This window comes from Arthrobacter sp. PM3 (assembly GCF_003352915.1).
In the GTDB taxonomy this organism is placed as follows: Bacteria; Actinomycetota; Actinomycetes; order Actinomycetales; family Micrococcaceae; genus Arthrobacter.
Window position 1 is genome coordinate 341,981 of the sequence record NZ_CP022314.1, and the last position, 21,717, is coordinate 363,697.

At 67.8% G+C, this 21,717-nt stretch carries 25 protein-coding genes; 14 read left to right on the plus strand and 11 right to left on the minus strand.

The genetic code is table 11. The features are described 5' to 3' along the window. Nucleotides 1–23 precede the first annotated feature (23 nt). From hpaD to CFN17_RS01645, 3 genes are read left to right on the plus strand one after another with little or no spacing between them, the layout of a single operon-like run. A complete protein-coding gene (gene hpaD / locus CFN17_RS01635) occupies nucleotides 24–1,106 on the plus strand; it encodes a 3,4-dihydroxyphenylacetate 2,3-dioxygenase (RefSeq protein ID WP_208749672.1) in 1,083 nt (360 codons plus the stop codon). A gap of 4 nt (nucleotides 1,107–1,110) precedes the next feature. Continuing rightward, entirely contained in the window at nucleotides 1,111–1,896 is a 786-nt protein-coding gene (gene hpaH, locus CFN17_RS01640) for a 2-oxo-hept-4-ene-1,7-dioate hydratase (protein ID WP_208749673.1), read from the plus strand. Beyond that, nucleotides 1,881–2,714: an HpcH/HpaI aldolase/citrate lyase family protein gene (locus CFN17_RS01645; RefSeq protein WP_208749674.1), complete on the plus strand. Its 834-nt coding sequence runs from the start codon at nucleotides 1,881–1,883 to the stop codon at nucleotides 2,712–2,714. The genes hpaH and CFN17_RS01645 overlap by 16 nt, the downstream gene beginning before the upstream one ends. A gap of 94 nt (nucleotides 2,715–2,808) precedes the next feature. Here the strand turns inward: CFN17_RS01645 and CFN17_RS01650 are convergent, their stop codons facing one another. After that, nucleotides 2,809–4,272 carry an amino acid permease gene (locus CFN17_RS01650; protein ID WP_208749675.1) on the minus strand — a complete coding sequence of 488 codons (1,464 nt, stop codon included), beginning with the start codon at nucleotides 4,270–4,272 and terminating at the stop codon, nucleotides 2,809–2,811. 201 nt (nucleotides 4,273–4,473) lie between these two features. Between CFN17_RS01650 and CFN17_RS01655 the strand changes: the two genes are divergently transcribed. From CFN17_RS01655 to CFN17_RS01675, 5 genes are all read left to right on the plus strand, one after another. Beyond that, nucleotides 4,474–5,235 carry a CPBP family intramembrane glutamic endopeptidase gene (locus tag CFN17_RS01655; protein WP_208749676.1) on the plus strand — a complete coding sequence of 254 codons (762 nt, stop codon included), beginning with the start codon at nucleotides 4,474–4,476 and terminating at the stop codon, nucleotides 5,233–5,235. A 43-nt stretch (nucleotides 5,236–5,278) separates the two neighbouring features. Then, nucleotides 5,279–5,719 carry a VOC family protein gene (locus CFN17_RS01660; RefSeq protein ID WP_208749677.1) on the plus strand — a complete coding sequence of 147 codons (441 nt, stop codon included), beginning with the start codon at nucleotides 5,279–5,281 and terminating at the stop codon, nucleotides 5,717–5,719. Nucleotides 5,720–5,740: 21 nt separating this feature from the next. Continuing rightward, nucleotides 5,741–6,694 (plus strand): 1,4-dihydroxy-2-naphthoyl-CoA synthase, encoded by a 954-nt coding sequence (locus CFN17_RS01665; protein WP_208749678.1) that lies wholly within the window; start codon nucleotides 5,741–5,743, stop codon nucleotides 6,692–6,694. Nucleotides 6,695–6,717: 23 nt separating this feature from the next. After that, nucleotides 6,718–7,863, plus strand: coding sequence for an AMP-binding protein (locus CFN17_RS01670; protein WP_208749679.1), 1,146 nt, complete (start codon nucleotides 6,718–6,720; stop codon nucleotides 7,861–7,863). Between the two features lie 74 nt (nucleotides 7,864–7,937). Beyond that, entirely contained in the window at nucleotides 7,938–8,819 is an 882-nt protein-coding gene (locus tag CFN17_RS01675) for a 1,4-dihydroxy-2-naphthoate polyprenyltransferase (RefSeq protein WP_208749680.1), read from the plus strand. A 29-nt stretch (nucleotides 8,820–8,848) separates the two neighbouring features. Here the strand turns inward: CFN17_RS01675 and CFN17_RS01680 are convergent, their stop codons facing one another. After that, nucleotides 8,849–9,157, minus strand: a complete 309-nt coding sequence (locus CFN17_RS01680) for a DUF4229 domain-containing protein (protein ID WP_208749681.1) — start codon at nucleotides 9,155–9,157, stop codon at nucleotides 8,849–8,851. Nucleotides 9,158–9,298: 141 nt separating this feature from the next. Here CFN17_RS01680 and CFN17_RS01685 point away from each other — a divergent pair, with 141 nt between their 5' ends. Further along, nucleotides 9,299–9,727, plus strand: a complete 429-nt coding sequence (locus CFN17_RS01685; protein ID WP_208749682.1) for a PLD nuclease N-terminal domain-containing protein — start codon at nucleotides 9,299–9,301, stop codon at nucleotides 9,725–9,727. A gap of 351 nt (nucleotides 9,728–10,078) precedes the next feature. Continuing rightward, nucleotides 10,079–11,026: a hypothetical protein gene (locus CFN17_RS01690; protein ID WP_208749683.1), complete on the plus strand. Its 948-nt coding sequence runs from the start codon at nucleotides 10,079–10,081 to the stop codon at nucleotides 11,024–11,026. A 117-nt stretch (nucleotides 11,027–11,143) separates the two neighbouring features. Here the strand turns inward: CFN17_RS01690 and ccsB are convergent, their stop codons facing one another. Genes ccsB through CFN17_RS01715 form a run of 5 tightly spaced genes read right to left on the minus strand, consistent with a single transcriptional unit; the run spans nucleotide 11,144 to nucleotide 16,073 of the window. Beyond that, nucleotides 11,144–12,247, minus strand: coding sequence for a c-type cytochrome biogenesis protein CcsB (gene ccsB, locus CFN17_RS01695; RefSeq protein WP_208749684.1), 1,104 nt, complete (start codon nucleotides 12,245–12,247; stop codon nucleotides 11,144–11,146). Then, nucleotides 12,247–14,019: a cytochrome c biogenesis protein ResB gene (locus tag CFN17_RS01700; protein WP_208749685.1), complete on the minus strand. Its 1,773-nt coding sequence runs from the start codon at nucleotides 14,017–14,019 to the stop codon at nucleotides 12,247–12,249. Before CFN17_RS01700 ends, ccsB begins: the two co-directional genes overlap by 1 nt. Then, on the minus strand, nucleotides 14,019–14,774 hold the full coding sequence (locus CFN17_RS01705; RefSeq protein ID WP_208749686.1) for a cytochrome c biogenesis CcdA family protein: 756 nt from the start codon (nucleotides 14,772–14,774) through the stop codon (nucleotides 14,019–14,021). The genes CFN17_RS01700 and CFN17_RS01705 overlap by 1 nt, the downstream gene beginning before the upstream one ends. Nucleotides 14,775–14,787: 13 nt before the next feature. Next, entirely contained in the window at nucleotides 14,788–15,405 is a 618-nt protein-coding gene (locus tag CFN17_RS01710; protein WP_208749687.1) for a TlpA disulfide reductase family protein, read from the minus strand. A gap of 2 nt (nucleotides 15,406–15,407) precedes the next feature. Beyond that, complete coding sequence (locus CFN17_RS01715) at nucleotides 15,408–16,073, minus strand: histidine phosphatase family protein (protein ID WP_208749688.1); 666 nt, start codon at nucleotides 16,071–16,073, stop codon at nucleotides 15,408–15,410. Nucleotides 16,074–16,286: 213 nt separating this feature from the next. On the opposite strand from CFN17_RS01715, the gene CFN17_RS01720 reads away from it, so the two are divergent. The 3 genes from CFN17_RS01720 to CFN17_RS01730 all read left to right on the plus strand — a co-directional run bounded on the left by CFN17_RS01720 (nucleotide 16,287) and on the right by CFN17_RS01730 (nucleotide 18,865). Next, the gene (locus CFN17_RS01720) at nucleotides 16,287–16,835 is read left to right on the plus strand and encodes a YceI family protein (RefSeq protein WP_208749689.1); all 549 of its coding nucleotides are present in this window, start codon (nucleotides 16,287–16,289) and stop codon (nucleotides 16,833–16,835) included. A 227-nt stretch (nucleotides 16,836–17,062) separates the two neighbouring features. Beyond that, nucleotides 17,063–17,734: a hypothetical protein gene (locus CFN17_RS01725; RefSeq protein ID WP_261792307.1), complete on the plus strand. Its 672-nt coding sequence runs from the start codon at nucleotides 17,063–17,065 to the stop codon at nucleotides 17,732–17,734. A 198-nt stretch (nucleotides 17,735–17,932) separates the two neighbouring features. Beyond that, nucleotides 17,933–18,865: a Yip1 family protein gene (locus CFN17_RS01730; RefSeq protein WP_208749690.1), complete on the plus strand. Its 933-nt coding sequence runs from the start codon at nucleotides 17,933–17,935 to the stop codon at nucleotides 18,863–18,865. A gap of 65 nt (nucleotides 18,866–18,930) precedes the next feature. Here the strand turns inward: CFN17_RS01730 and CFN17_RS01735 are convergent, their stop codons facing one another. Both CFN17_RS01735 and CFN17_RS01740 read right to left on the minus strand, forming a co-directional pair. Then, nucleotides 18,931–19,626, minus strand: a complete 696-nt coding sequence (locus CFN17_RS01735; RefSeq protein WP_208749691.1) for a redox-sensing transcriptional repressor Rex — start codon at nucleotides 19,624–19,626, stop codon at nucleotides 18,931–18,933. 74 nt (nucleotides 19,627–19,700) lie between these two features. Then, a complete protein-coding gene (locus tag CFN17_RS01740) occupies nucleotides 19,701–19,973 on the minus strand; it encodes a glutaredoxin family protein (protein WP_208749692.1) in 273 nt (90 codons plus the stop codon). A gap of 143 nt (nucleotides 19,974–20,116) precedes the next feature. Between CFN17_RS01740 and CFN17_RS01745 the strand changes: the two genes are divergently transcribed. After that, entirely contained in the window at nucleotides 20,117–20,935 is an 819-nt protein-coding gene (locus CFN17_RS01745; protein WP_208749693.1) for an HAD family phosphatase, read from the plus strand. Between the two features lie 109 nt (nucleotides 20,936–21,044). Here CFN17_RS01745 and CFN17_RS01750 read toward each other — a convergent pair whose 3' ends face one another. Then, complete coding sequence (locus CFN17_RS01750; RefSeq protein ID WP_003792170.1) at nucleotides 21,045–21,143, minus strand: 30S ribosomal protein bS22; 99 nt, start codon at nucleotides 21,141–21,143, stop codon at nucleotides 21,045–21,047. 205 nt (nucleotides 21,144–21,348) lie between these two features. Continuing rightward, entirely contained in the window at nucleotides 21,349–21,561 is a 213-nt protein-coding gene (locus CFN17_RS01755) for a helix-turn-helix domain-containing protein (RefSeq protein ID WP_208749694.1), read from the minus strand. Nucleotides 21,562–21,717: the final 156 nt, after the last annotated feature.

The following is a 21,717-nucleotide window of genomic DNA, read 5'->3' on the forward strand; positions in this document are numbered from 1 at the left end:
CCTTTCAACGAAGAGAGAACGCCATGACCAACTTCATCCCCACCCCCAGCGTCCCGGCCCCGGACATCGTCCGCTGCGCCTACATGGAAATCGTGGTCACCGACCTCGCCAAGTCCCGCGCCTTCTACGTGGACCTGCTCGGCCTGCACGTGACCGAGGAAGACGAGAACGCGATCTACCTGCGCTCCCTCGAGGAGTTCATCCACCACAACCTGGTCCTCCGCAAGGGCCCCATCGCCGCCGTCGCTGCCTTCGCCTACCGGGTGAAGTCCCCCGCCGAGGTCGACGCCGCCGAGGCCTACTACAAGGAGCTCGGCTGCCGGGTGGAGCGCCGCAAGGAAGGCTTCACCAAGGGCATCGGCGACTCCGTCCGGGTCGAGGACCCGCTGGGCTTCCCCTACGAGTTCTTCTACGAGGTCGAGCACGTCGAACGCCTCACCCAGCGCTACGACCTCTACTCCGCCGGCGAACTCGTCCGGCTGGACCACTTCAACCAGGTCACCCCGGACGTCCCGCGCGGCCGCAAGTACCTCGAGGACCTGGGCTTCCGCGTCTCCGAGGACATCCAGGACTCCGACGGCGTGACCTACGCGGCCTGGATGCACCGCAAGCAGACGGTCCACGACACCGCCCTGACCGGCGGCAACGGACCCCGCATGCACCACGTCGCGTTCGCCACGCACGAGAAGCACAACATCATCCAGATCTGCGACAAGATGGGCGCCCTGCGCATCAGCGACAGGATTGAACGCGGCCCCGGCCGGCACGGCGTGTCCAACGCCTTCTACCTCTACATCCTGGACCCGGACGGCCACCGCGTGGAGATCTACACCCAGGACTACTACACCGGCGACCCGGACAACCCCACCATCACCTGGGACGTGCACGACAACCAGCGCCGCGACTGGTGGGGCAACCCGGTGGTCCCGTCCTGGTACACCGAGGCCTCCCTGGTCCTGGACCTCGACGGCAACCCGCAGCCCGTCATCGAACGCACCGACGCCTCCGAAATGGCCGTCACCGTCGGCGCCGACGGCTTCTCCTACACCCGCAAGGACGATGCCACGGGAGCCGTCGAGGGGTTCAAACTGGGAGCCCAGGTCTAATCCGATGCTGGACGCGAAGATGATCGAGGCCATCGCCGACGAACTGCTGGAAGCCGGCCGGACCCGCACCCCGGTCCCGCGCCTAACGGCCCGCTACCCGGAGATGACGGTGGAGGACTCCTACGCCGTGCAGCAGCTGTGGCGGCGCCGGAACGAGGACGCCGGCCGCAGGCTCGTGGGCCGCAAGATCGGCCTGACATCCAAGGCCATGCAGGCGGCAACCGGTATCACCGAACCGGACTACGGCGCGATCTTCGATGACATGGTGCTGGAAACCGGCTGCTCCGTGCCGTGGGACCGGTACACGCATCCGCGGGTGGAGGTGGAACTGGCGTTCGTCCTCAAGGACGCGCTCAAGGGGCCCGGCTGCACCATCTTCGACGTCCTGAACGCCACCGACTACGTGGTCCCGGCCCTCGAGATTCTGGACTCCCGGATCGAAATGGAGGGCCGGACCATCGTGGACACCATCGCCGACAACGCTGCGATGGGCGCCATGGTGGTCGGCGGCCGCCCGGTAAAGCCCGACGCCGTCGACCTCCGCTGGGTCTCGGCCATCCTCTACAAGAACCAGACCGTCGAGGAAACCGGCGTCGCGGCCGGCGTCCTGGACCACCCGGCCAACGGGGTGCACTGGCTGGCCAACAAGATCGCCGCCCACGGGGACGCGATGTTAGCCGGCGACATCATCCTCGCCGGCTCGTTCACCCGGCCGCTGTGGGTGTACCAGGGCGACACCGTGCACGCCGACTACGGACCCCTGGGGGTTGTCACATGCCGCTTCGACTAGAACCGGACGCGACTTTCCGGCACGCCCTGCACACCCGCACCGGCGCTGCCGCCCGGCCGCTGGCCGGGATGTGGGTCTGTTCCGGCAGCCCGTTGGTGGCCGAGCTCTGCGCCGGGTCAGGCCTGGACTGGCTCCTGATCGACGCCGAGCACAGCCCCAACGGGCTCGAATCGATCCTGGCCCAGCTGCAGGCCGTGCACGGGTACCCGGTGCACGCGGTGGTCCGGCCGCCTGTGAACGACACCGTGCTGATCAAGCAGTACCTGGACCTTGGCGTGCAGAACCTGCTGGTGCCCATGGTGAATTCCGCGGCGGAAGCGGAGGCCGCCGTCGCCGCCACCCGCTACCCGCCCCACGGGGTCCGCGGCGTCGGCTCGGCGCTGGCCCGGGCCGCGCGCTGGAACCGGATCCCGGACTACCTCGCCCGGGCCTCCGAAACCGTCAGCGTGACGGTCCAGATCGAATCGACGGCGGCCGTCGACGCGGTGGCGGACATCCTGGCGGTGGACGGGGTGGACGCGATCTTCCTGGGCCCCTCCGACCTCGCCGCGTCCATGGGGCTGCTGGGCCAGCAGGAACACCCCGAGGTGCGTGCCGCCGTCGAACACTGCCTCGCCGCCGCCGCGGCCGCCGGCAAACCCGCCGGCGTGAACGCCTTCACCCCGGCCACGGCACGCGCCTACATGGCCGCCGGCGCGGCGTTCGTGCTGGTGGGCGCCGATGTCGCGATGCTGGCCCGCGGTTCCGAAGCCCTCGCGGCCGAATACGTCCCGTCCGCCCCGGCGGGTGAGACTGCCGGCACCCCCGCCAGCTACTGACACCGGGTTAACCACGACGGCGGCAGCCACCTCCCCAGGGTGGCTGCCGCCGTCGTCACTGCACAGTCCGTCACTGCACAGTCCGCTGCGCGGCTTAGCTGAAGAGCTCGCTCTTGGGCTCGTTGTGCTTGACCTTCTGCCAGCCCAGCCACAGCACCAGGGCGAAGAACGGAATGGTCGCCAGGGTCCACAGCCCCAGCAGGAAGACGTCGCCGGTGGCCTTGTCCGTCATGGTGTCGAAGCCGATCAGCACGGTGATGGCGAGCAGCGCGATGAGACCCGCCCAGCTGGTCCACGGGGCGCCCGGCATGGGCAGGCTGGAGACCTTGCCCTTCTTCTTCCGCAGCGCGATCTGGCTGGCGAAGATGGAGCCCCACGTGAAGATCACGCCGATCGAAGCCGAGTTCAGCGCGAGGTCGAACGCGTGCGAACCGCCCAGCCAAATATTCAGCAGGATGCCCACAAGGTAGACGGCGCCGATCGCCAGGATGGCGGCGTACGGCACGTGGCGGGTGGACATTTTGGTGAGCCACTGCGGGGCGTGGCCGTTGTTGGCCATGGTGCGGAAGATCCGGCCGATCGAGTACAGGCCCGAGTTGCAGGAGGACAGCGCGGCGGTGATGACGATCATGTTCATGACGTCGCCCATCCAGCCGAGGCCCATCTGCCCGAACACGGTGACGAACGGCGAGGTGCCGGCCTTGTACTGGTCCGAGGGCAGCAGCATGGCCAGCAGGGACACCGAGCCGACGTAGAACACCACGATGCGAACGACGACGGCGCGGATCGCCTTGGGGACTTCGCGTTCCGGGTTCTCCATTTCGCCGGCCGTGATGCCGACGATTTCGATGGCGTTGTAGGCGAAGATCACGGCGTTGAGGACCAGGATCATCACCAGCGCCCCCTTGGGGAACATGCCGCCCTCGTCATAGAAGAGGTTGCCCACGGAGGCGTGGCCGGTGCCCACCTTGGCGTTGGTGACCACCATGAAGGTGCCCACGGCCAGGAAGATCACGATTGCCGCGACCTTGAGGCAGGATGCCCAGAATTCGAACTCGCCGAACGCCTTGACGCTGAACAGGTTCACGGCCACCAGCAGCACCAGCGCTGCGATGGCGGAGAGTTCCACGGGAACGTTCGGGAAGAAGAACTGGAAGTACAGGCCAATGGCGATCAGCTCGGCGATGCCGGTCATGGCCCAGTTGATGAAGTACATCCAGCCGGACAGGTAGGCGCCCTTCTTGCCGAACATTTCGCCGGCATAGCTGACGAACGAGCCCGACGTCTGGCGGTACATGATGAGCTCGCCCAGGGCCCGCATCAGCAGGTAGGCGATCACGCCGGCGATGGCGTAGGAGAAGATCAGCGCCGGTCCGGTGGAAGCCAGGCGTCCGCCGGCCCCCATGAACAGGCCGACGCCGATTGCGCCGCCCATGGAGATCATCGTGACGTGGCGGCCGCTCAGGGTTTTCTTGTAGCCCTCGGCGCTGAGAGTCGAGTCTGCGACGGCGGGTTGCGCCGGCGCGCTCTTGAGTTCGGTGGAAGTACTTGGTGGCACAACAGTTCCTTGTAGGTCGGGGATCGGCCGGGGCTGGACCGTGGATTCAGTCACACGCAATTCGGTGTGAACCCCAAAAGGGGCAACAATGTGTACCGAATCTCACAAAGGGTCGAAGCTTCGCGCGGCACATCCATACTACTAGCTTTCCGGCGTGGACCGTGACGCGGGCAACATCCGGACCGGCGCTAGGCTGGGTGCATGGGCACAGCTCTCCGCACACCACCCGCGCCGCAGCCGGAGCTTTACCGGTTCTCGAGGCTCGACTTCATCACCGCCGGACTGTACGTGGCGGTGGCCGGATTCTTCGCCGTGGCGGGCGAACTGCTGGCACCGCTGCTGCTGCGCCTCTCACCCAATCCCGCCGTCGCGTCCTACGCGGTGAACCTGATTTTCTATGCGACCGTCGGCGTCCTGGCCCTGGCCGCCGCGCGGCGCGTCGCCTCCCGCGACCTCCGGGTGCTGGCCACGCGGCCCTGGTTCACCGCCCTCATGGTCCCGCTCGCAGTCGTCGCGATGCTCATCCTGACCGCGGTTCTCGTGGCCGCCAGCGGACCGGTGCAGACCTCCGCCAACCAGGCCGGCCTGCAGGCGCTGATGCAGCAGGTCCCGGCCTGGCTGATGGTGCCGCTGCTGGTGATCGTGGGCCCGTTCGTGGAGGAGTACATCTTCCGGCACCTGCTGATCGGCAAGCTCAGCCGCCGGATCAACCTCTGGTTCTGCTGTGCACTGTCAGTGGTGCTGTTCGCGGCCCTGCACATCGTGGGCCAGGAACAAATGACCCTGCAGGTGCTTATGCCCTACCTCGCCATGGGTGCCGTCCTGGTCTTCGTCTACGTCTGGACCGGAAGGAACGTGATGTTCTCCTACTTTGTCCATGCGTCGAAGAATCTTCTGGCGGTCGTCTTCATCTATGCCATTCCGCCGGACGTCCTGGACCAGCTGCAGCAAGTCCAGGGCTAGGCACCCCCTACCGTCGCGGGCGCCGGCGTCGTAGGTTCTTCCCATGACACTGAACATCCAGATTGCCGTGGACTGCATCAACCCGCACGAGCTCGCCGACTGGTGGGCCGAGACTCTGGACTGGGCTGTCGAGCCGCAGGACGAGGACTTCATCCGCTCCATGATCGGCAAAGGCTTCGCCACGGAGGCACAGACGCAACTGCACCGGGGCAAGCTCGTCTGGCGGGACGGCGCGGCCATCCGCCCGCCCGACGAACTCGACGCCAAAGCGCCCGCCCGCCGCATCCTGTTCCAGACGGCCCCGGAGCGAAAGACCGTCAAGAACCGGGTCCACTGGGATGTTCGGCTGGACGGCCGGGACAAGGATGAGGCCCGGGCCGCCCTGGAAGCGCGCGGTGCCACGTTCCTCTGGACGGCCAGTCAGGGCCCGCACGAATGGCACACCATGGCGGACCCGGAAGGCAACGAGTTCTGCATCAGCTGAGCCGATTACTAGACTCGGACTGTGAGCAACGAAATCCCCGCCAAGGTATCCGACGTCTTTGACCCCCAGCGGTGGCGCACCGTGTCAGGTTTCGACGACTTCCAGGACATGACCTACCACCGGCAGGTGGAACGCTCCGCGGACGGCTCCGTGGTCCGGGACCTGCCCACGGTGCGGATCGCGTTCAACCGTCCGGAGGTACGCAACGCGTTCCGGCCCGGCACGGTGGATGAGCTCTACCGCGCCATGGACCACGCCCGGATGACCCCGGACGTGGCCACCGTGCTGCTCACGGGCAACGGTCCCTCGCCCAAGGACGGCGGCCACTCGTTCTGCTCCGGCGGGGACCAGCGGATCCGCGGGCGCGACGGGTACCGGTACGCGGATGGGGACACCGTTGAAACCATTGACCCGGCCCGCGCGGGCCGGCTGCACATCCTGGAAGTCCAGCGGCTCATGCGCACCATGCCCAAAGTGGTCATCGCTGTGGTCAACGGCTGGGCCGCCGGCGGCGGGCACTCCCTGCACGTGGTCTCGGACCTCACCATCGCGTCCCGCCAGCACGGAAAGTTCAAGCAGACCGATGCCACCGTGGGAAGCTTCGACGCCGGTTACGGCTCCGCGCTCCTGGCCCGCCAGATCGGTCAGAAGGCCGCCCGGGAGGTCTTCTTCCTGGCCCGCGAATATTCCGCAGAGGACATGGTCCGGATGGGCGCGGTGAACGAGGCCGTGGAGCACGAACGCCTCGAGGACGTCGCCCTGGAGTACGCCGCGGACATCGCCCGGCAGTCGCCGCAGGCCATCCGCATGCTGAAGTTTGCGTTCAACCTCGCCGACGACGGACTGGCCGGCCAGCAGGTGTTCGCCGGTGAGGCGACCCGCCTGGCCTACATGACCGACGAGGCCGTGGAGGGCAAGGACGCCTTCCTCGAGAAGCGCGACGCCGACTGGTCCAAGTTCCCGTACTACTTCTGAGGCGCGCTGTGATTTCCGGAGCCATGAACATCGAGCCGGCCCTCAAGGCGCTGGCTGCCGCCCTCCACGGCGAGGGTCCCGCCGTCGAACTCTCCGCCGGGCCGGACGGCACCCCGGTGCTGGCGTTCCCCGACACGTCCGGCATCGAGGACGCCGCCGTCGTGGTGCGCACGTCCGGGTCCACCGGCACACCGAAGGCGACCGTCCTCACCGTCGATGCCCTGGCGGCGTCGTCCATGGCCACCGCGTTTGCGCTGAAGGGTGAGGGGCAGTGGCTGCTGGCACTCCCCGTGCAGTATGTGGCCGGCCTGCAGGTGCTGGTCCGCTCCCTCTTTGCCGGCACCCGGCCGTGGGTCATGGATCTGAGCGGCGGTTTCACCCCGGAGGCCTTCACAGCCGCGGCGGAGGAACTGACGGACAAGATCCGTTTCACGTCACTGGTGCCCACCCAGCTGCAGCGGCTGCTGGAGGGCCCGTCGGCCGAAACGCTGGCCGTCCTGCGGCGCTTCAACGCGGTCCTGCTCGGCGGCGGTCCCGCGTCCCCTGAGCTGCTCGCCGCGGCCCGGGATGCCGGGGTCAGGGTGGTGACCACCTACGGCTCGTCCGAGACCTGCGGCGGCTGCGTGTACGACGGCTACCCGCTCGAGGACGTCCTGGTCCGGGTCGCGGACGACGGCAGGATCCTGCTGGGCGGGGCCACCATCGCCGCAGGGTACCTGGACGCTCCGGGGCTTTCCGCCGAGGCCTTCCTCGAGGAGGACGGGGTCCGCTGGTACCGGACCAATGACCTCGGCGAACTGGACGCCGACGGCCGGCTCACCGTGCACGGCAGGGCGGACGACGTCGTCATCACCGGCGGGCTCAAGGTTTCGGCCGCGCACGTCCAGGCGGAGCTGGAAAAGCTCGACGGCGTCCGCGCCGCTTTTGTGGCCGGGGTGCCTTCGGCCGAATGGGGCCACGCCCTGGCCGCCTATGTCGCCGTGGCCGACACGTCCCCGGAAGGGCTGGCGGCGTTCGCCGACCGCCGGGCCGGGACCTGGGGAGCGGCGCTGGGTGCGCTGGCCCCCAAAACGGTCCTCCCTGCAGCGGATCTGCTCATGCTGCCCAACGGAAAACCGGACCGTGTGGGCATGACGGTCCTGCTGGATGCGCTGCATCAGGGAAAATAGACAAGGCTCTTCCGGCTGCCGGCCGGGCATCCAACCAATCAACGCGTATTCAACGAACCAACGAGGTACTGACCGTGGCCACAGCCGCACAATGGATCCAAGGCGCCCGACTGCGCACCCTCCCCGCCGCGATCGCACCGGTGCTTATCGGCAGTGCAGCCGCCTACGAGATGGATTCGTTCATCCTCCTGAACGCCGTGCTGGCCGCACTGGTCGCCCTGTTGCTGCAGGTCGGCGTCAACTACGCCAACGACTACTCCGACGGCATCCGCGGCACCGACGAGGACCGGGTGGGTCCGCTCCGGCTCGTGGGCTCGGGCGCGGCCAAGCCGGAGCACGTCAAGCGGGCAGCGTTCGCGGCATTCGGGCTCGCGATGCTGTTCGGCCTGTTCCTGGTGATCATCACGCAGGCCTGGTGGCTCATCCTGGTCGGCATCGGCTGCGTCCTCGCCGCCTGGGGCTACACCGGCGGCAAGAACCCCTACGGCTACCTGGGCCTGGGCGATGTGTTCGTGTTCGTGTTCTTCGGGCTCGTGGCGACGCTCGGCACCACCTACACCCAGGCCGGCCAGCTCAGCCTGGCCGCGATCATCGGGGCGATCGGCACGGGCCTGATCGCGTGCGCCCTGCTGATGGCCAACAACGTCCGTGACATCCCGACGGACCGGAAGGCCGGGAAGAAAACCCTGGCCGTGCGGCTCGGGGACAAACACGCCCGCGAAAGCTACGTGCTGATGCTCGCCGTCGCGATCCTGCTGGTAATCGTCCTGGCCCCGGCCCGGCCGTGGATGCTGATCGTGCTGCTGCTGATCCCTGCCAGCCTGATGCCGTCCTGGCTGATGATCGCCGGGCGGCGGCGCAAGAGCCTCATCCCGGTCCTGAAGCAGACCGGACTGATCAATCTCGGCTTCGCTGCCCTGTTCTCACTCGGGCTGGTCCTGAGCCACGGCTTCTAGGACTGCGGCTCCCGGGCGGGCCCGGCTTGCTAGGCGTCTTTGGGTCGGCTGTCCGTGTGGACGGCGATGTCGGGGTTCTCGTCCACGAGGCGGTCTTCGGCCTCGGCGTCGGCCACTTCAGCGGCGCCGCGGAGGGGCTTGGCCTTGCCCGAGAACCGCGCGTGCAGGTTCGCCGTGGCGGCGTCGCGCTGCTTCTGGAAGAACAGGAAACTGATGGCGAAAGCCATCATCCCGGCGCACAGGGCGGCCAAGAGTACGCCGAGTTGCAGGTACAGGAAAAGCGCGAAGAGGGGCGCAAAAAGCGCCAGCCGGATAAGGGAGTATTTGAGAAAAGCCACACCCCAAGTTTAGCCGCCGCGGCGACGGCCCGGCGTCGGCCGCTGTCCTGCCCGCGGTGACGCTGCGTCCGGCCCGGACCGGTCCCCTGCAGTGCCCCGGCGACCGGCGCCGTCGGGCCGCCTGACGGCTAGACTGAAGTTATGCTCCGTGTAGTGGTTCCGATCGTCATACTGGTCGTATTCGTCTATGGACTGGTCGACCTCATCCGGACTGACGCGCGGCTGACCAGGGGGATCTCCAAGACGGCCTGGGTTTTCGTACAGATCCTCCTTCCGGTGGTCGGCGCCATTCTGTGGTTCCTCATCGGGCGCCCCCGTGCCACGGACGCGGCCCCCGTCGTTTACAGCCACCCGATAGCGCCCGACGACGACCCCGATTTCCTGCGCAACCTCGAAATCCGCCGCCGCAACCAGGCTGAGGAAGACAGGCTAAGGAAGCTCAAGGCCGATTTCGAGGCCAAGGAGCGCAAACTCGACGCCGGCAGCGCGGACGCCGCCGGCCCGGAAAGCGCCGGCGATGCCCACGAACCCGGCGACGCCGGAACGCAAGGGACTGACGAAGTCAAGTAGGGCGCCGTCAAGTAGCCCCGGGAACCCACGAAGCCCGCGGGAAGCGGCCAGGCCTCCGCGCGCCCGACGCCCGCCCCCTACGGAACCTTCCCCCGCGCGCCCGTTCCGCCCCGATCCTCCACGCGTCCGCGCTCCACCCTCCCCCGGCGGCCGCGCGCCCATGTGTCAAAGATGGCCGGAATACGGCCCTCATAGCGGCCATATGTGTCCAACGGGCAAGGACCAGGCGGCCTTTTGTGACCAATCGCCGAGGACCAGGACGGCCCCGCAGCCCCGGCCACTGCTCCCCCACACGTCTTCGCGGCTGTGGATAACCGCGACGGCCCTCCCGCGCGGGGGCAGACTTCAACTATGCGCCCGCCCACGCCGCTTCCCGCGGCACTCGCCGGCCGGCCGTTCACCGCGGCCGAGGCACGCTCCGCGGGGCTGAGCCGCCGCCGGCTCCGTGCCGGTGACCTCGTAAGCCCGTGCCACGGCGTCCGCGTGGCCGTCTCTGGCCCCGGACCCACGCCCGCCGCCGATCCCACGCTGCTGGACCGTGTCTGCGCCCTGGCCGCCGTCACCGGGGCGGTGGTGAGCCATCTGTCGGCGGCGGTCCTCTGGGGCTTTCCCCTGCCCCTCAGGCTGGAATGCCTTACCGCCGTCCATCTGACGAGCCCGACGGGCAAGCGGGCCGTCCGGCGGAAGGACGTGGTCGGCCACAGCCAGGCGCTCGACCCGGACGAGATCACCGTCGGGCGGCAGACGGTCTGTACGTCCCCTTTACGGACGTGGTTTGATCTGGCCACCATTCTTACGCCCGACGAGCTCGTGATCGCCGGGGATTTCCTGCTCCGGCGGCGGAATCCGCTGGCCACCTTGGCGGCCCTGGACGCCTATCTGGGCCGCCGGCGCGGCATGCCGGGCTGCCGCCGGGCGATGCATGCGCGGGCCCTGATCCGGGCGGGAACCGACTCACCCAAGGAAAGCGAGCTGCGGCTCCTGCTGGTCCATCATGGTTTGCCCGAGCCGGGAATCAACATCCCGATGCTGGATGCGACGGGCGGCTGGATCCAGGATCCGGACATGTCCTATGAGGAGCAAAAGATCGCCATCCAGTACGACGGCGGCCATCACGCCTCGCCTGCCCAGCGCCGCAGCGACATCCTCCGGGACGAGGACGCCCGTGACGCCGGCTGGCGTGTGCTGGTCTTCACCCAGCGGGACCTCGAGGCCGCCGTGCCGGGCCGGGAGCCCCGCGCGGTTACCCGGGTCCGGGCGGCGCTGCTGGAGCGCGGTTGGATCCCGCCACGTCCATAATCTCGGCCCTGCCGGCCGGCCCGATCCCGGTAGGACCGCAGTCCCCTGTGACACAAATGGCCGCCAAGCGGGGTAACTTGGCGACCATACGTGGCAAATCGTGGATTGCGGTCCGGTTTACAGCCCGGAGTAGGAGTGCAGGCCGTTGAAGAACTGGTTGACGATCGTGAAATTGAAGACCACGCACAGGTAGCCGACGATCGACAGCCACGCGGCCCGGGTTCCGGTCCAGCCGCGGGTGGCGCGCGCGTGCAGGTAGCCGGCGTAGACCACCCAGATCACAAACGTCCAGACTTCCTTCGTGTCCCAGCCCCAGAACCGGCCCCAGGCCTTCTCCGCCCAGATGGCGCCGAACATGAGCGTGAACGTCCATCCCACGAAGGCGATCGCGTTGATCCGGTAGGACAGGTTCTCCAAGCTCAGGGCATTCGGCACCAGGCGCATGAACCCGAGCTTGTCCGCGCCGCCGGCGGCGATGGTCTTCTGCCGGTGCGACTGCACAAGCTGCAGCGCGGACATGGCGAACGTCAGGGTGAACAGCGCCGAAGACAGCACCGCGATGGAGACGTGGATGATCAGCCAGTAGCTCTGCAGGGCGGGCACGAGGTGGCCCACGGGCGTCCAGAACGCGACTGATGCGGCAACGAGCATGATGATGGCCAGGCCGATCACGAACGTGCCCAGGAAGCGCAGGTCGCGGCGGATGAGCACCAGCAGGAAGACGGCCACGGCCACAAACGCGCCGGTCGTGAGGAATTCGTACATGTTGCCCCACGGCACCCGGCCGGCACCCAGCGCACGGGTGATCACACCGGCGGCGTGGATGGCCGCGCCCAGGACGGTGAGCGCAACAGCCACCCGGGCCGGGGCACGGCGCTCCCCGCCGTACCGCATGCTCCCGTCGGCGGTCTGGGCGGCCCCGGCGCCGCCGGCCGCGGCCGACGTCGGACGCTCCGCGCGTCCTGCCGGGCCGCTGACGTCTGCATCGGACCGGTCAGCGCCCCGTCCGGCGGACCCGGCACCGACGCCGACGGGCACGCGCGCAGCCGCGTTGGCCTGTCCGGAGAGTTCCGCGGCCTTGAGGTCCACCGCGCGCAGCACCTTGCTGCTCTTGGCCAGGTCCCAGGCGAAGGCGATGAAGGCCACGGTGTACGTGCCGGCAGCCAGCAGCATGAAGAGCTCGCTGTACTGGCCCATGGTTTCGTTGATCGAGAACAGCATTACTGGTCCTTCTTCGACTCGGACGAGCCGGCTGTTGACTGGATGAAGTCTTCTGCGGGTTGTTCAGGGGCGGCCTTGGAACCGCCAGCACTGTTCGCGGCTGCGTCCGCCCGGCCATTATCCGCTGTCCTGCTGGGAGCGGGCTGGGAACCGGTGGCGGGGTCCCCACCGGGCAGCCATTCAGCGGCGAGGAGTTTGCGGATGGCCGCGGCTTCCCCGGCCAGGCGGTGGTCTTCACCGCGGGCCAGGAGGCCGTATTCGACCATGGTGCGGCCGTCCTCGTGGGTGCCGGTGCGGACCCAGACGCGGCGGCGGTTCACGTAGAGCGAGGTGACCAGCCCGGCGACGGCCAGGAGCGCGAAGATCAGGGCGTAGAGCTGGCCCGGGTTGTGGTGGATGTCCACGCCGACGTAGCGCTTCACGCCGTCGAACGTGATGGAGCCTTTGCCGTCGGGCAGGGTCTGGGTGGTGCCGGGGGTCAGGACAATGCCCTTGGCGGCGAGGTTCCGGGCATTGAGCGGGGTCAGCTTCTGCACGTCGAGTTCGAAGACGTTCTGCGGGGCGCCCTTGTCCAGGCCGAGGTCGCCGTAGTAGGAGTTCAGGGTCAGCTGCGGATTGATGAGCTCCGGGTCACCGCTGAAGGACACGCCCTGATCGGTGATGAAGGCCGTCGGCAGGAAGAACCCGGCGAAGGCGAGCTGGTCCGGCTTGGCGTCCGGGACCTTGATGACCACGGAGGAGTAGTAGTTCTCGCCCTGGAGCTTGGCGACCACGGGCCCCTGCATGGCGATGTTCCCGGCGCCGTCCCGGATGGTGACCACGGGGGCGTAGCCGTTGCCCGTGAGGTACACGCTGGTCCCGCCGAGCGTCAGGGGGTCGTTGACCTTGAGCAGCTCTTTCTTGGCCGGCGCGTCCGGGGTCTCTTTCGTGGTCACTTCGGCCGTGAAGTCGATGGGCTGCCCGAACTTGCCCTTCGATTCCCGGTCGAAGGTGATGTCGAACTTGTCCAGCTGCACGGAATACGGCTGGAGCTGGCTGCTTTGGAAGTTGGTGCCGGGCGTGAACTGGTCGTAGCCGACCAGGGTGTTGACGAACGTGTCGCCCTCCACCAGGATCCGCTGTCCGCTGTAGCCGAACAGGCCGCCGATCGCCACCGAGACCAGCACCCCGATCAGCGCGGTATGGAAGACGAGGTTGCCGACTTCCTTCATGAACCCGCGCTCGGCCCCCAGGGACGGCCGGTCGCCGTCGCGGTCCCGGACGTCCACGCGGTAGCCGCGCTTCTTCAGCAGCTCCGCGGCGCCGGTGATGGCGTCCGACGCCGGGATCCCGGCGTCGGCCGGAATCACAAGGGTGCCGTATTCAGGCAGCCGGGACAGGCGTGCCGGGGTGCGCGGCGGCTGGGAGCGCATGGCCTTGTAGTGCGCGATGGCGCGCGGGATGACACAGCCGATCAGCGAGATGAACAGGAGCAGGTAGATCGCGGAGAACCAGGCCGAGGAGTACACGTCGTAGAGCTGGACCGAGTCCAGGATCTTGCCGTAGTCCGGGTGGTCCTTGATGTACTGCGTCACGATCGCCGGGTTGGCGGGCCGCTGCGGGAACAGCGAACCCGGGACCGCGGCGACGGCCAGCAGCAGAAGCAGGAACAGGGCCGTGCGCATGCTGGTCAGCTGCGTCCACGCCCAGCGGAGCATGCCCAGCGGACCGAGCGTGGGCAGGACGGCCTCGGACTTCGGGGACTTCTTCTTAACGTTCACGCGCTCGCTCATCAGATCGGCAATTTCACATCGGTTTGGAACCAGTACTGCAACTCGGACACCCAGGCGCCCCACACGCCGCTGGCCATCAGGACGCCAAGCAGGATCAGGATGCCGCCGCCGGTGCGCTGGATGGCGAGCCGGTGCTTGCGGAAGAAGGACATCACGCCGATGCCGCGGCGCACGGCCAGGGCAATCAGCAGGAACGGGATGCCCAGTCCGAGACTGTAGACGAACGCCAGGAACGCCCCCTTGGCCGCCGAGGAACCGCCGGAGAGGCTCAGGAGCTGGACGGCGGAATAGGTGGGACCGATGCACGGCGCCCAGCCCAGCCCGAAAGTGATGCCCAGCAGGGGCGCGCCCCACAGCCCGGCCGGGGGTTTGGCATGGATCTTGGCGTCGCGCTGGAGCCAGCCGAAGCCGCCCATGAACACGACGCCCATGATGATCACGAGCACGCCCAGCAGCTGGGTGATCCACCGGTTCTGCGCGCCCGTGATCAGGCTGCCCAGCTGCCCGAAGGCCCCGCCGAGCAGCACAAAGATCACCGAGAAGCCGAGGACGAAGAGGCCGATCCCGGCCATCATGCGGCCGCGCCGCTGCTTTTGGAGGTCGACGCCGGTCAGTCCGGTGACGTAGCCCAGGTAGCCGGGGACGAGCGGAAGGACGCACGGGGAGAGGAAGGAGACGAGTCCGGCCAGGAGCGCAACGGGAATGGCCAGCAGGAGGGATCCGTTGAGGATGGCCTCGGCGAAGGGGCTGTTCACGGTGGGGCCTGCGCTATTCGGCCACGGCGGCGGCGATGAGGGACTTCAGGGTGCCTTTTTGGATTTCGCCGAGGACCCGGGACGCCACGCGGCCCTGCTTGTCCAGCACGAGGGTGGTGGGCACGGCGCCGGGCGGGACAAGGCCGGACACGGCCAGCAGGACCGCGCCGTCTTTGTCGTTGAAGCTCGGGTATGTCAGGTTGAAGGTCTTGTCGAAGGCGTCGGCCGTGGCCTTCTCATCGCGCAGGTTGACGCCGAAGAACTGCACGCCCTGGCTCTTGAATTCCTGGTGGAGGGCCTCGAGGGAGGGCGCCTCGACCCGGCAGGGGGCGCACGCGGCAAACCAGAAGTTCAGTACGGTGACTTTGCCCGGGAAAGCGGCCGACGTCACGGCGGTGCCGTCGAACAGCGTCCCCTGCAGCTCCACGGGGCTCTTGCGATCCGCGACGGCGAACTCGGTCACGGAGCCGTCGCCGGCCACGTAGTTTTTGTTGTCCCCGGCCTTGGCCTGTTTTGCCAGGGCATCGTCCTGGGCGCAGCCGGACAGCCCGAACAGGGCGGCGAGGGCGGCGCCGCCGGCCGTCAGGACGTTGCGGCGGGACAGCGGTGTTCCCTGTGTACTGCGTGCCATGCTCAGGCTCCCGGGGTGCTGGCGGCACCGGGCAGCAGCGCGGCGGCGGGCTCGCTGTATTCGACGCGCACAAGTGCCCCGGCGTCGTCGAACACCAGGGACGTCACGGACGTCAGCGTGCATTCGCGCTTGCGCGGGTCATGCCACAGCGGCCGGCCTTCGGCACTGAGCCGCGTAGCCCAGATGGGCAGCTGGTGGCTGACCAGGATGGCTTCGGCGCCGTCGCCGCCCAGTTCAATGGCGCGGAGGCGGGCGTCGTGGACGGCCGCGATGACCCGGGCCGCCTGCTCCTTGTAGGGCTCACCCCAGGACGGCCGGAACGGGTTGTAGAGCCGCGTCCAGTGCTTGGGCCGCAGCAGTTCCGCCTTGGTGACGTGGAGGCCCTCAAAGTAGTTGGCGGCCTCGATGATGCGCGCCTCGGTGGCGATCTCCAGGTCCAGGGCGTCGGCGATCGGCTGCGCCGTCTCCTGCGCGCGGGTCAGCGGGGACGCCGCCAGGTGGACGATCCGGGCCCCCTGCGCGGAGCGTTCGCTGAAGTGTTCTGCCAGCGTGCGCGCCATCTCCCGGCCGAGTTCCGAGAGGTGGAACTCCGGCAGCCTGCCGTACAGGACGTGGTCGGGGTTGTGGACCTCGCCGTGGCGGAGCAAATGAACAGTGGCTTGGGGCATGTCTACCAGTTTCTCAAAGATGCCGGTCGATCTGAAATCTTCTACGCACGGTAGAACTGACAAGTTCAGAAAAAAGTTCCACGCCGTTGGAATAAAAGATGCAAATGCATGTTTATACTGGGTGAAGCAGTTAGTTGAGGATTCAACCAATGAGGCTTCAACTAACGATCAGACGAACCACCGTTTGACCCACCCGACATAAGGAGCATCACCATGGCACTTCCCGCAAACGTCACCACCGGCACCTGGACCCTCGACCCGTCCCACAGCGAGATCGGCTTCACCGTCCGCCACGCCGGCATCAGCAAGGTCCGCGGCCAGTTCACCGACGCCGCCGCCACCCTGGACCTCGCCGAGAACGTCGCCGATTCCAAGGTGAACGCCTCGATCAAGACCGCGAGCTTCGACTCCGGCGACGCCAACCGCGACGGCCACGTCCGCGGCGAGGACTTCTTCGACGTCGAGAAGTTCCCGGAGATCTCCTTTGTCTCCAGCACCATCGTCCCCAAGGGTGACGCCTACGAACTCCAGGGCGACCTCACCATCAAGGGCATCACCCGCCCGGTGGCCCTCGAGACCGAGTTCAACGGTGTGGCCGTCGATCCCTTCGGCAACACCCGCGCCGGCCTCACCGCCGAAACCACCATCAGCCGCAAGGACTTCGGCCTGACCTGGAACGCGGTCCTCGAAGCCGGCGGCGTGCTGGTCAGCGACAAGGTTGCCATCAACCTGGAACTGGCCTTCATCGCTCCCGCCGCCTAGCCGGAACCGTTCGCGCCTGGTCAGTAGCGGCGGCGCCGACCGCACGACGCCGGCCGGCGTCTCCAGCGCCCTGCCTCATCCACGGGATGAGGCAGGGCGCTGTTGTTTCCGCCGCTTCCGCGCACGCGGCAGCGGCCGCGATTGGCGCCGCGGCCGGCCCTGGGGCCGGCCCTGGCGGGCCCGGAAGTCCCTAGATTCCGGGGAAACCGCGGTCTACAGTGAGACCCATGAGCAACCCCAGCGATGTACCGCCGCAGCAGCCGGGCTCCCAGCCCCCGCCGCCTGACGGGGCCCAACCTGCGGGCTACCAGGCACCCTCGCCCGGCCCTCAGGCACCCCCGCCGGGCTATCCGGCGCCGCCGCCGGGCTACCAGGCGCCCCCGCCGGGCTACCAGGCGCCCCCGCCGGGCGGAAGCCGCTTCTCGATGCCCGCCGACCGCCCCCGCAGCTTCAGCGAGGTGCTGCCCGCGGGCGGTTTTTCGGGCATGTTCAAGGTCCCCCCGATGCCCACAGAGCTGAAGGTTTCCTACTGGATCTGGCTGATCGGGGGACTCCTTGGTCTCCTGGGCGGAGTCATCGGCTTGTTCGGGTCCTTCGTCCTCATCGCTTTCGCACCGCCGCTGGGACTTCTGGTGCTGATCCTGGTCCTCGTGGCGCTCGCGCTGGCCGCCGCCCAGATCGTCCTGGCCATGAAGATGAAGGAAGGCCGGGAGTGGTCCCGCCTGGCCCTCACCATCATTGCCGGCATCTCCCTTCTGCTGGCCGTCATCAATTCCAGCGCCGCCGCGGGCAGGGGCGGCGGCAGCATGCCCGGATTCCTCATCAGCCTTGCGGCCACAGTGCTCATGTGGCTACCCAACGCACAGGCCTGGTTTGCCGCGCAGCGGGGCCGGATCTAGGCCCGGAACCTGACGGGAGCCTGCCGAATTCGCACCGCGACGTGGCAGTCCGGGCCGCCGACAGCGACCGGCTGAGAATACCTCTTCAGAATGATCCGCACGGCGGCCGGCCCGCGGTACGGTGGAGCTAAACCATGCTGGGGGCAGGGCAGGATCGCTGGTCCCGGCGGCCGATTCAGACACGCAAAGGACCGCTTCATGAGCAACCCTCCAGTCCAGCCTCCGACCGGCTCTGAGCCGGGCGGAGAGCCCGCCCCGGGCGACGGCCGGAACACCCCGCAGTACGGCCAGCAGACTCCCCCGGCCTACGGCCAGCAGGCCCCGCAATACGGCCAGCAGACTCCCCCGGCCTACGGCCAGCAGACACCCCCGGCCTACGGCCAGCAGGCCCCGCAATACGGCCAGCAGACTCCCCCGGCCTACGGCCAGCAGACACCCCCGGCCTACGGCCAGCAGGCCCCGCAATACGGCCAGCAGACTCCCCCGGCCTACGGCCAGCAGACTCCCCCGGCCTACGGCCAGCAGACACCCCCGGTCTACGGGCAGCAGGCCCCGCAGTACGGCCAGTACGGTCAGCAGGCCCCGCAGTACGGCCAGTACGGTCAGCAGGCCCCGCAGTATGGGCAGTCCCCCTACGCCCAGTACCCGTCCGAGCTGCCGCAGGCCGCCGGGCCGGTCCCGCAGCTCGTCAACACGTCGTTCTGGCTGATCGTCGCCGCCGGCGCCGTGTGGGTCATTTCCATGCTCCTGTCCCTCGGAACCCTGGACACCCCCGCCGTCCGGGACTTGTTCGAGCAGCAGATGGCAACGAGCGGCACGCAGATCGACTTTGACCAGCTCAAGGGGTTCCTGATCGGCACCATCGTGGTGTTCGCCGTGATCAGCGCCGGACTTTACGCCCTGGTCGCGTTCAACGTCCGCAAGGGCAAGAACTGGGCCCGCATTCTGGGCACCGTGTTCGCCGCCCTGTCGGTCCTCAACATCGTCCCGTTCAGCCTGGCCACCCTCGCAGCGCTGCTCGGCATCGCGGCCATCGTGTTGCTGTACTTGCCGGCATCGGCCCCCTACTTCCAGAAGCGGCAATCCTTCGCCAACCCTTACGGGCAGCCCGGAGCACCCTTCGGGAAGTAGCTCCACAGCGAAATTCGCGGCATCGAACGGCCACCGGGCGCAGGACCCGGAAGACCCCGCCGGACTTAGTCGGCGTCCTCCGGGTCCTGCGCCCTTTGTGCGTGGTAGGCAAGGATCTGCAGTTCCGTTGCCATATCGACCTTGCGGAGGTTGACCCCCGGCGGGACCTGCAGCATCACCGGCGCGAAACTGAGGATGCTTCGCACGCCGGCGGCGATCACCCGGTCACAGACGTCCTGCGCCACGGCGGCAGGCAGGGCAAGGACCACCATATTGGCGCCGGTCCGCTGCAATACGGGTTCGAGGTCGGCGGCGTCGCTGACCCGCAGCCAGCCGACTTCACTGCCCACCACCATCTGGTCGGCGTCGAATATTGCCACGATGTCAAAGCCCCGCGACTCGAATCCGCCGTACCGGGCCAGAGCCTTGCCCAGGTTGCCGGCCCCCACGATCGCGACCTTCCAGTCATGCGTGAGGCCGAGGGCGGCTGCAATGTGCCGGTTCAGGTATTGGACCTCGTAGCCCACGCCCCGGGTTCCGTACGAGCCGACGTAGGACAGGTCCTTGCGCAGCGTGGAGGAACTGACCCCGGAGGCCTCAGCCAGCGACTCCGATGACACCCGGTCCACCCCGTCGGCCAGCAGCGTGGTCAGGGCGCGCAGATAGATGGTCAGCCGGGCCACGGCCGCCGGCGGAATTTGTTTAGCGGCAGTCCCGGCTCCCCCGGGAACAGCCTCCGGAGATGAATCCAGCGAAGTCACTATCTGCTCCATTGCGTCGCGTTGTGCTTCCCACTGTAGAGCCCCCGCGCACTACCCAACAAAGCAGCCCGGCATCAGGACTGCTGCCCGAGGATCCGCTGCAGGGTCCGGGTCAGGCGGGCCTCGTCGATCTTCCAGAAATCACGCTGGATGCCATCGACGAGGACCACCGGGATCTCCTCGGCGAAGCGTTCCCGCAAGCCGGCGTCGTCGTCCACGGACTGCTCGCTCCAGCCGATTCCGAGGGCGGCGGTGACGCGTCCGACGACGGCGCGGGCCTCGGTGCACAGGTGACAGTTGGTTTTGGTGATGAGGACGACCTCGGGGAGGGACGCGGGTGTGGCCATGCCTCCACCGTAGCCCGGCGGCCGCGTCGGCGTCGACGCGCAGCCGCCCGGCGGGGCCGCACGCGGGGTCCGCCGGGCATTGCTGCCGCCGCGTCGCGTGCCCGCCGGGCGGTCCGCGGCCGGTCATTGACTAGACTCGTGGCATGCCCGAGGAGAAATACGTCACTGTGGCCAGCGAGCCCGCTGCATCGATGCAGCACGGCGAGGCCGCATTTTTCGACGTCGACAACACCCTCATGAAGGGCGCCAGCCTCTTCCACGTGGCCCGGAAGCTGCACCAGCGCGGCGCGTTCACCCTGCCGCAGGCGGCGGGCATCGTCTGGAAACAGCTCATGTTCATACTTCGCGGCGAAAAAATGGCCGACGTCCATGCCGTCCGCGATTCCGCCCTCAAGCTTGCCGCAGGCATCACAGCCAAGGACATCGAGGCCCTGGGCGAAGAGGTCTATGACGAGATGATCGAGTCGCGGATCTGGCCGGGCGCCAAGGCGTTGGCCGAGCAGCATCTTCGGGTCGGACGCAAGGTCTGGCTGGTCACGGCGACGCCGGTCGAGGTGGCCAACGTCATCGCCACCCGGTTGGGCCTGACCGGGGCGCTGGGCACGGTGGGCGAAATCCTGGACGGCTCCTATACCGGGCAGCTCGTGGGCGAAATCCTCCACGGCCCGGCCAAGGCCGTGGCGGTCCGCCGCATCGCCGAGGACGAGGGACTGGACCTGGCCCGCTGCTGGGCCTACAGCGATTCCCACAACGACATCCCGCTGCTGAGCATGGTCGGCCACCCGGTCGCCATCAACCCCGATGCCAGGCTGCGCCGCTACGCCCGCGAGCACAACTGGCCGGTCTACGATTTCCGGGCCGGCCGGCGCGCCGCGACCCTGGGCTTCAAGGCTGCGACGGTCGGCGGGGCCATCTACGGGCTGTGGCGGGGGTTCTCCCGCTTCCGCGGCCCCACCCGTTAAGGGCCGCGGGCAACGGGCCGGGGCCACGGGCCCGCGGGCACCAGCCCGGGGACAAGAAAATGCCCGCTGCCTGGCAGGCAACGGGCATTTCATGCAGTGCGAAGTATCTCTACTTCTTATTGCGGCGCTGGTGGCGGGTCTTGCGAAGCAGCTTGCGGTGCTTCTTCTTGGCCATACGCTTGCGACGCTTCTTAATAACTGAACCCACGAAAGTTCCTTACCGGCTAGATGCAGTACCTGCCCGTTGGGAAGCGTCCGCGGGCTAAGCAGCAGACTGAAACAACTGACAGGTTCTTACAATGACGTAAAACGTTCCTTAACAGGGTACCGCCTCCGCGGGCCACCCCACGACCGCGGGCCGCTTCGGGCGGCCGTGGCCGCCCGGTCAGCCCGCGCGCGGCGCCGTCGGCGGCTCAGCCTGTCTCTGTATGACCTTCGACAACGGCACCCTTGAGGTATTGCTCGACGGCGTTTTCGGGAACCCTGTAGGAGCGGCCGAAACGGACGGCCGGCATCTCCCCCGAGTGCACCAGGCGGTACACAGTCATCTTTGACACCCGCATGACTTCCGCGACCTCGGCCACTGTCAAAAAACGGGCCTTGGAGAAGTTGGCCTCCGTAGACATTTCCCTATTCCTTTGCTCAAACGAACGGCAGCCCCACCTGAGTGACATGGCGGTGTGCCGATGCTGAGCCATCAAACAACCATGTGCCAGCAACTCTAGTTGCTCATGGTGCCAATGTGAAAGAGTTCCTCAGGAATCCCCACAGACTTTACGCAG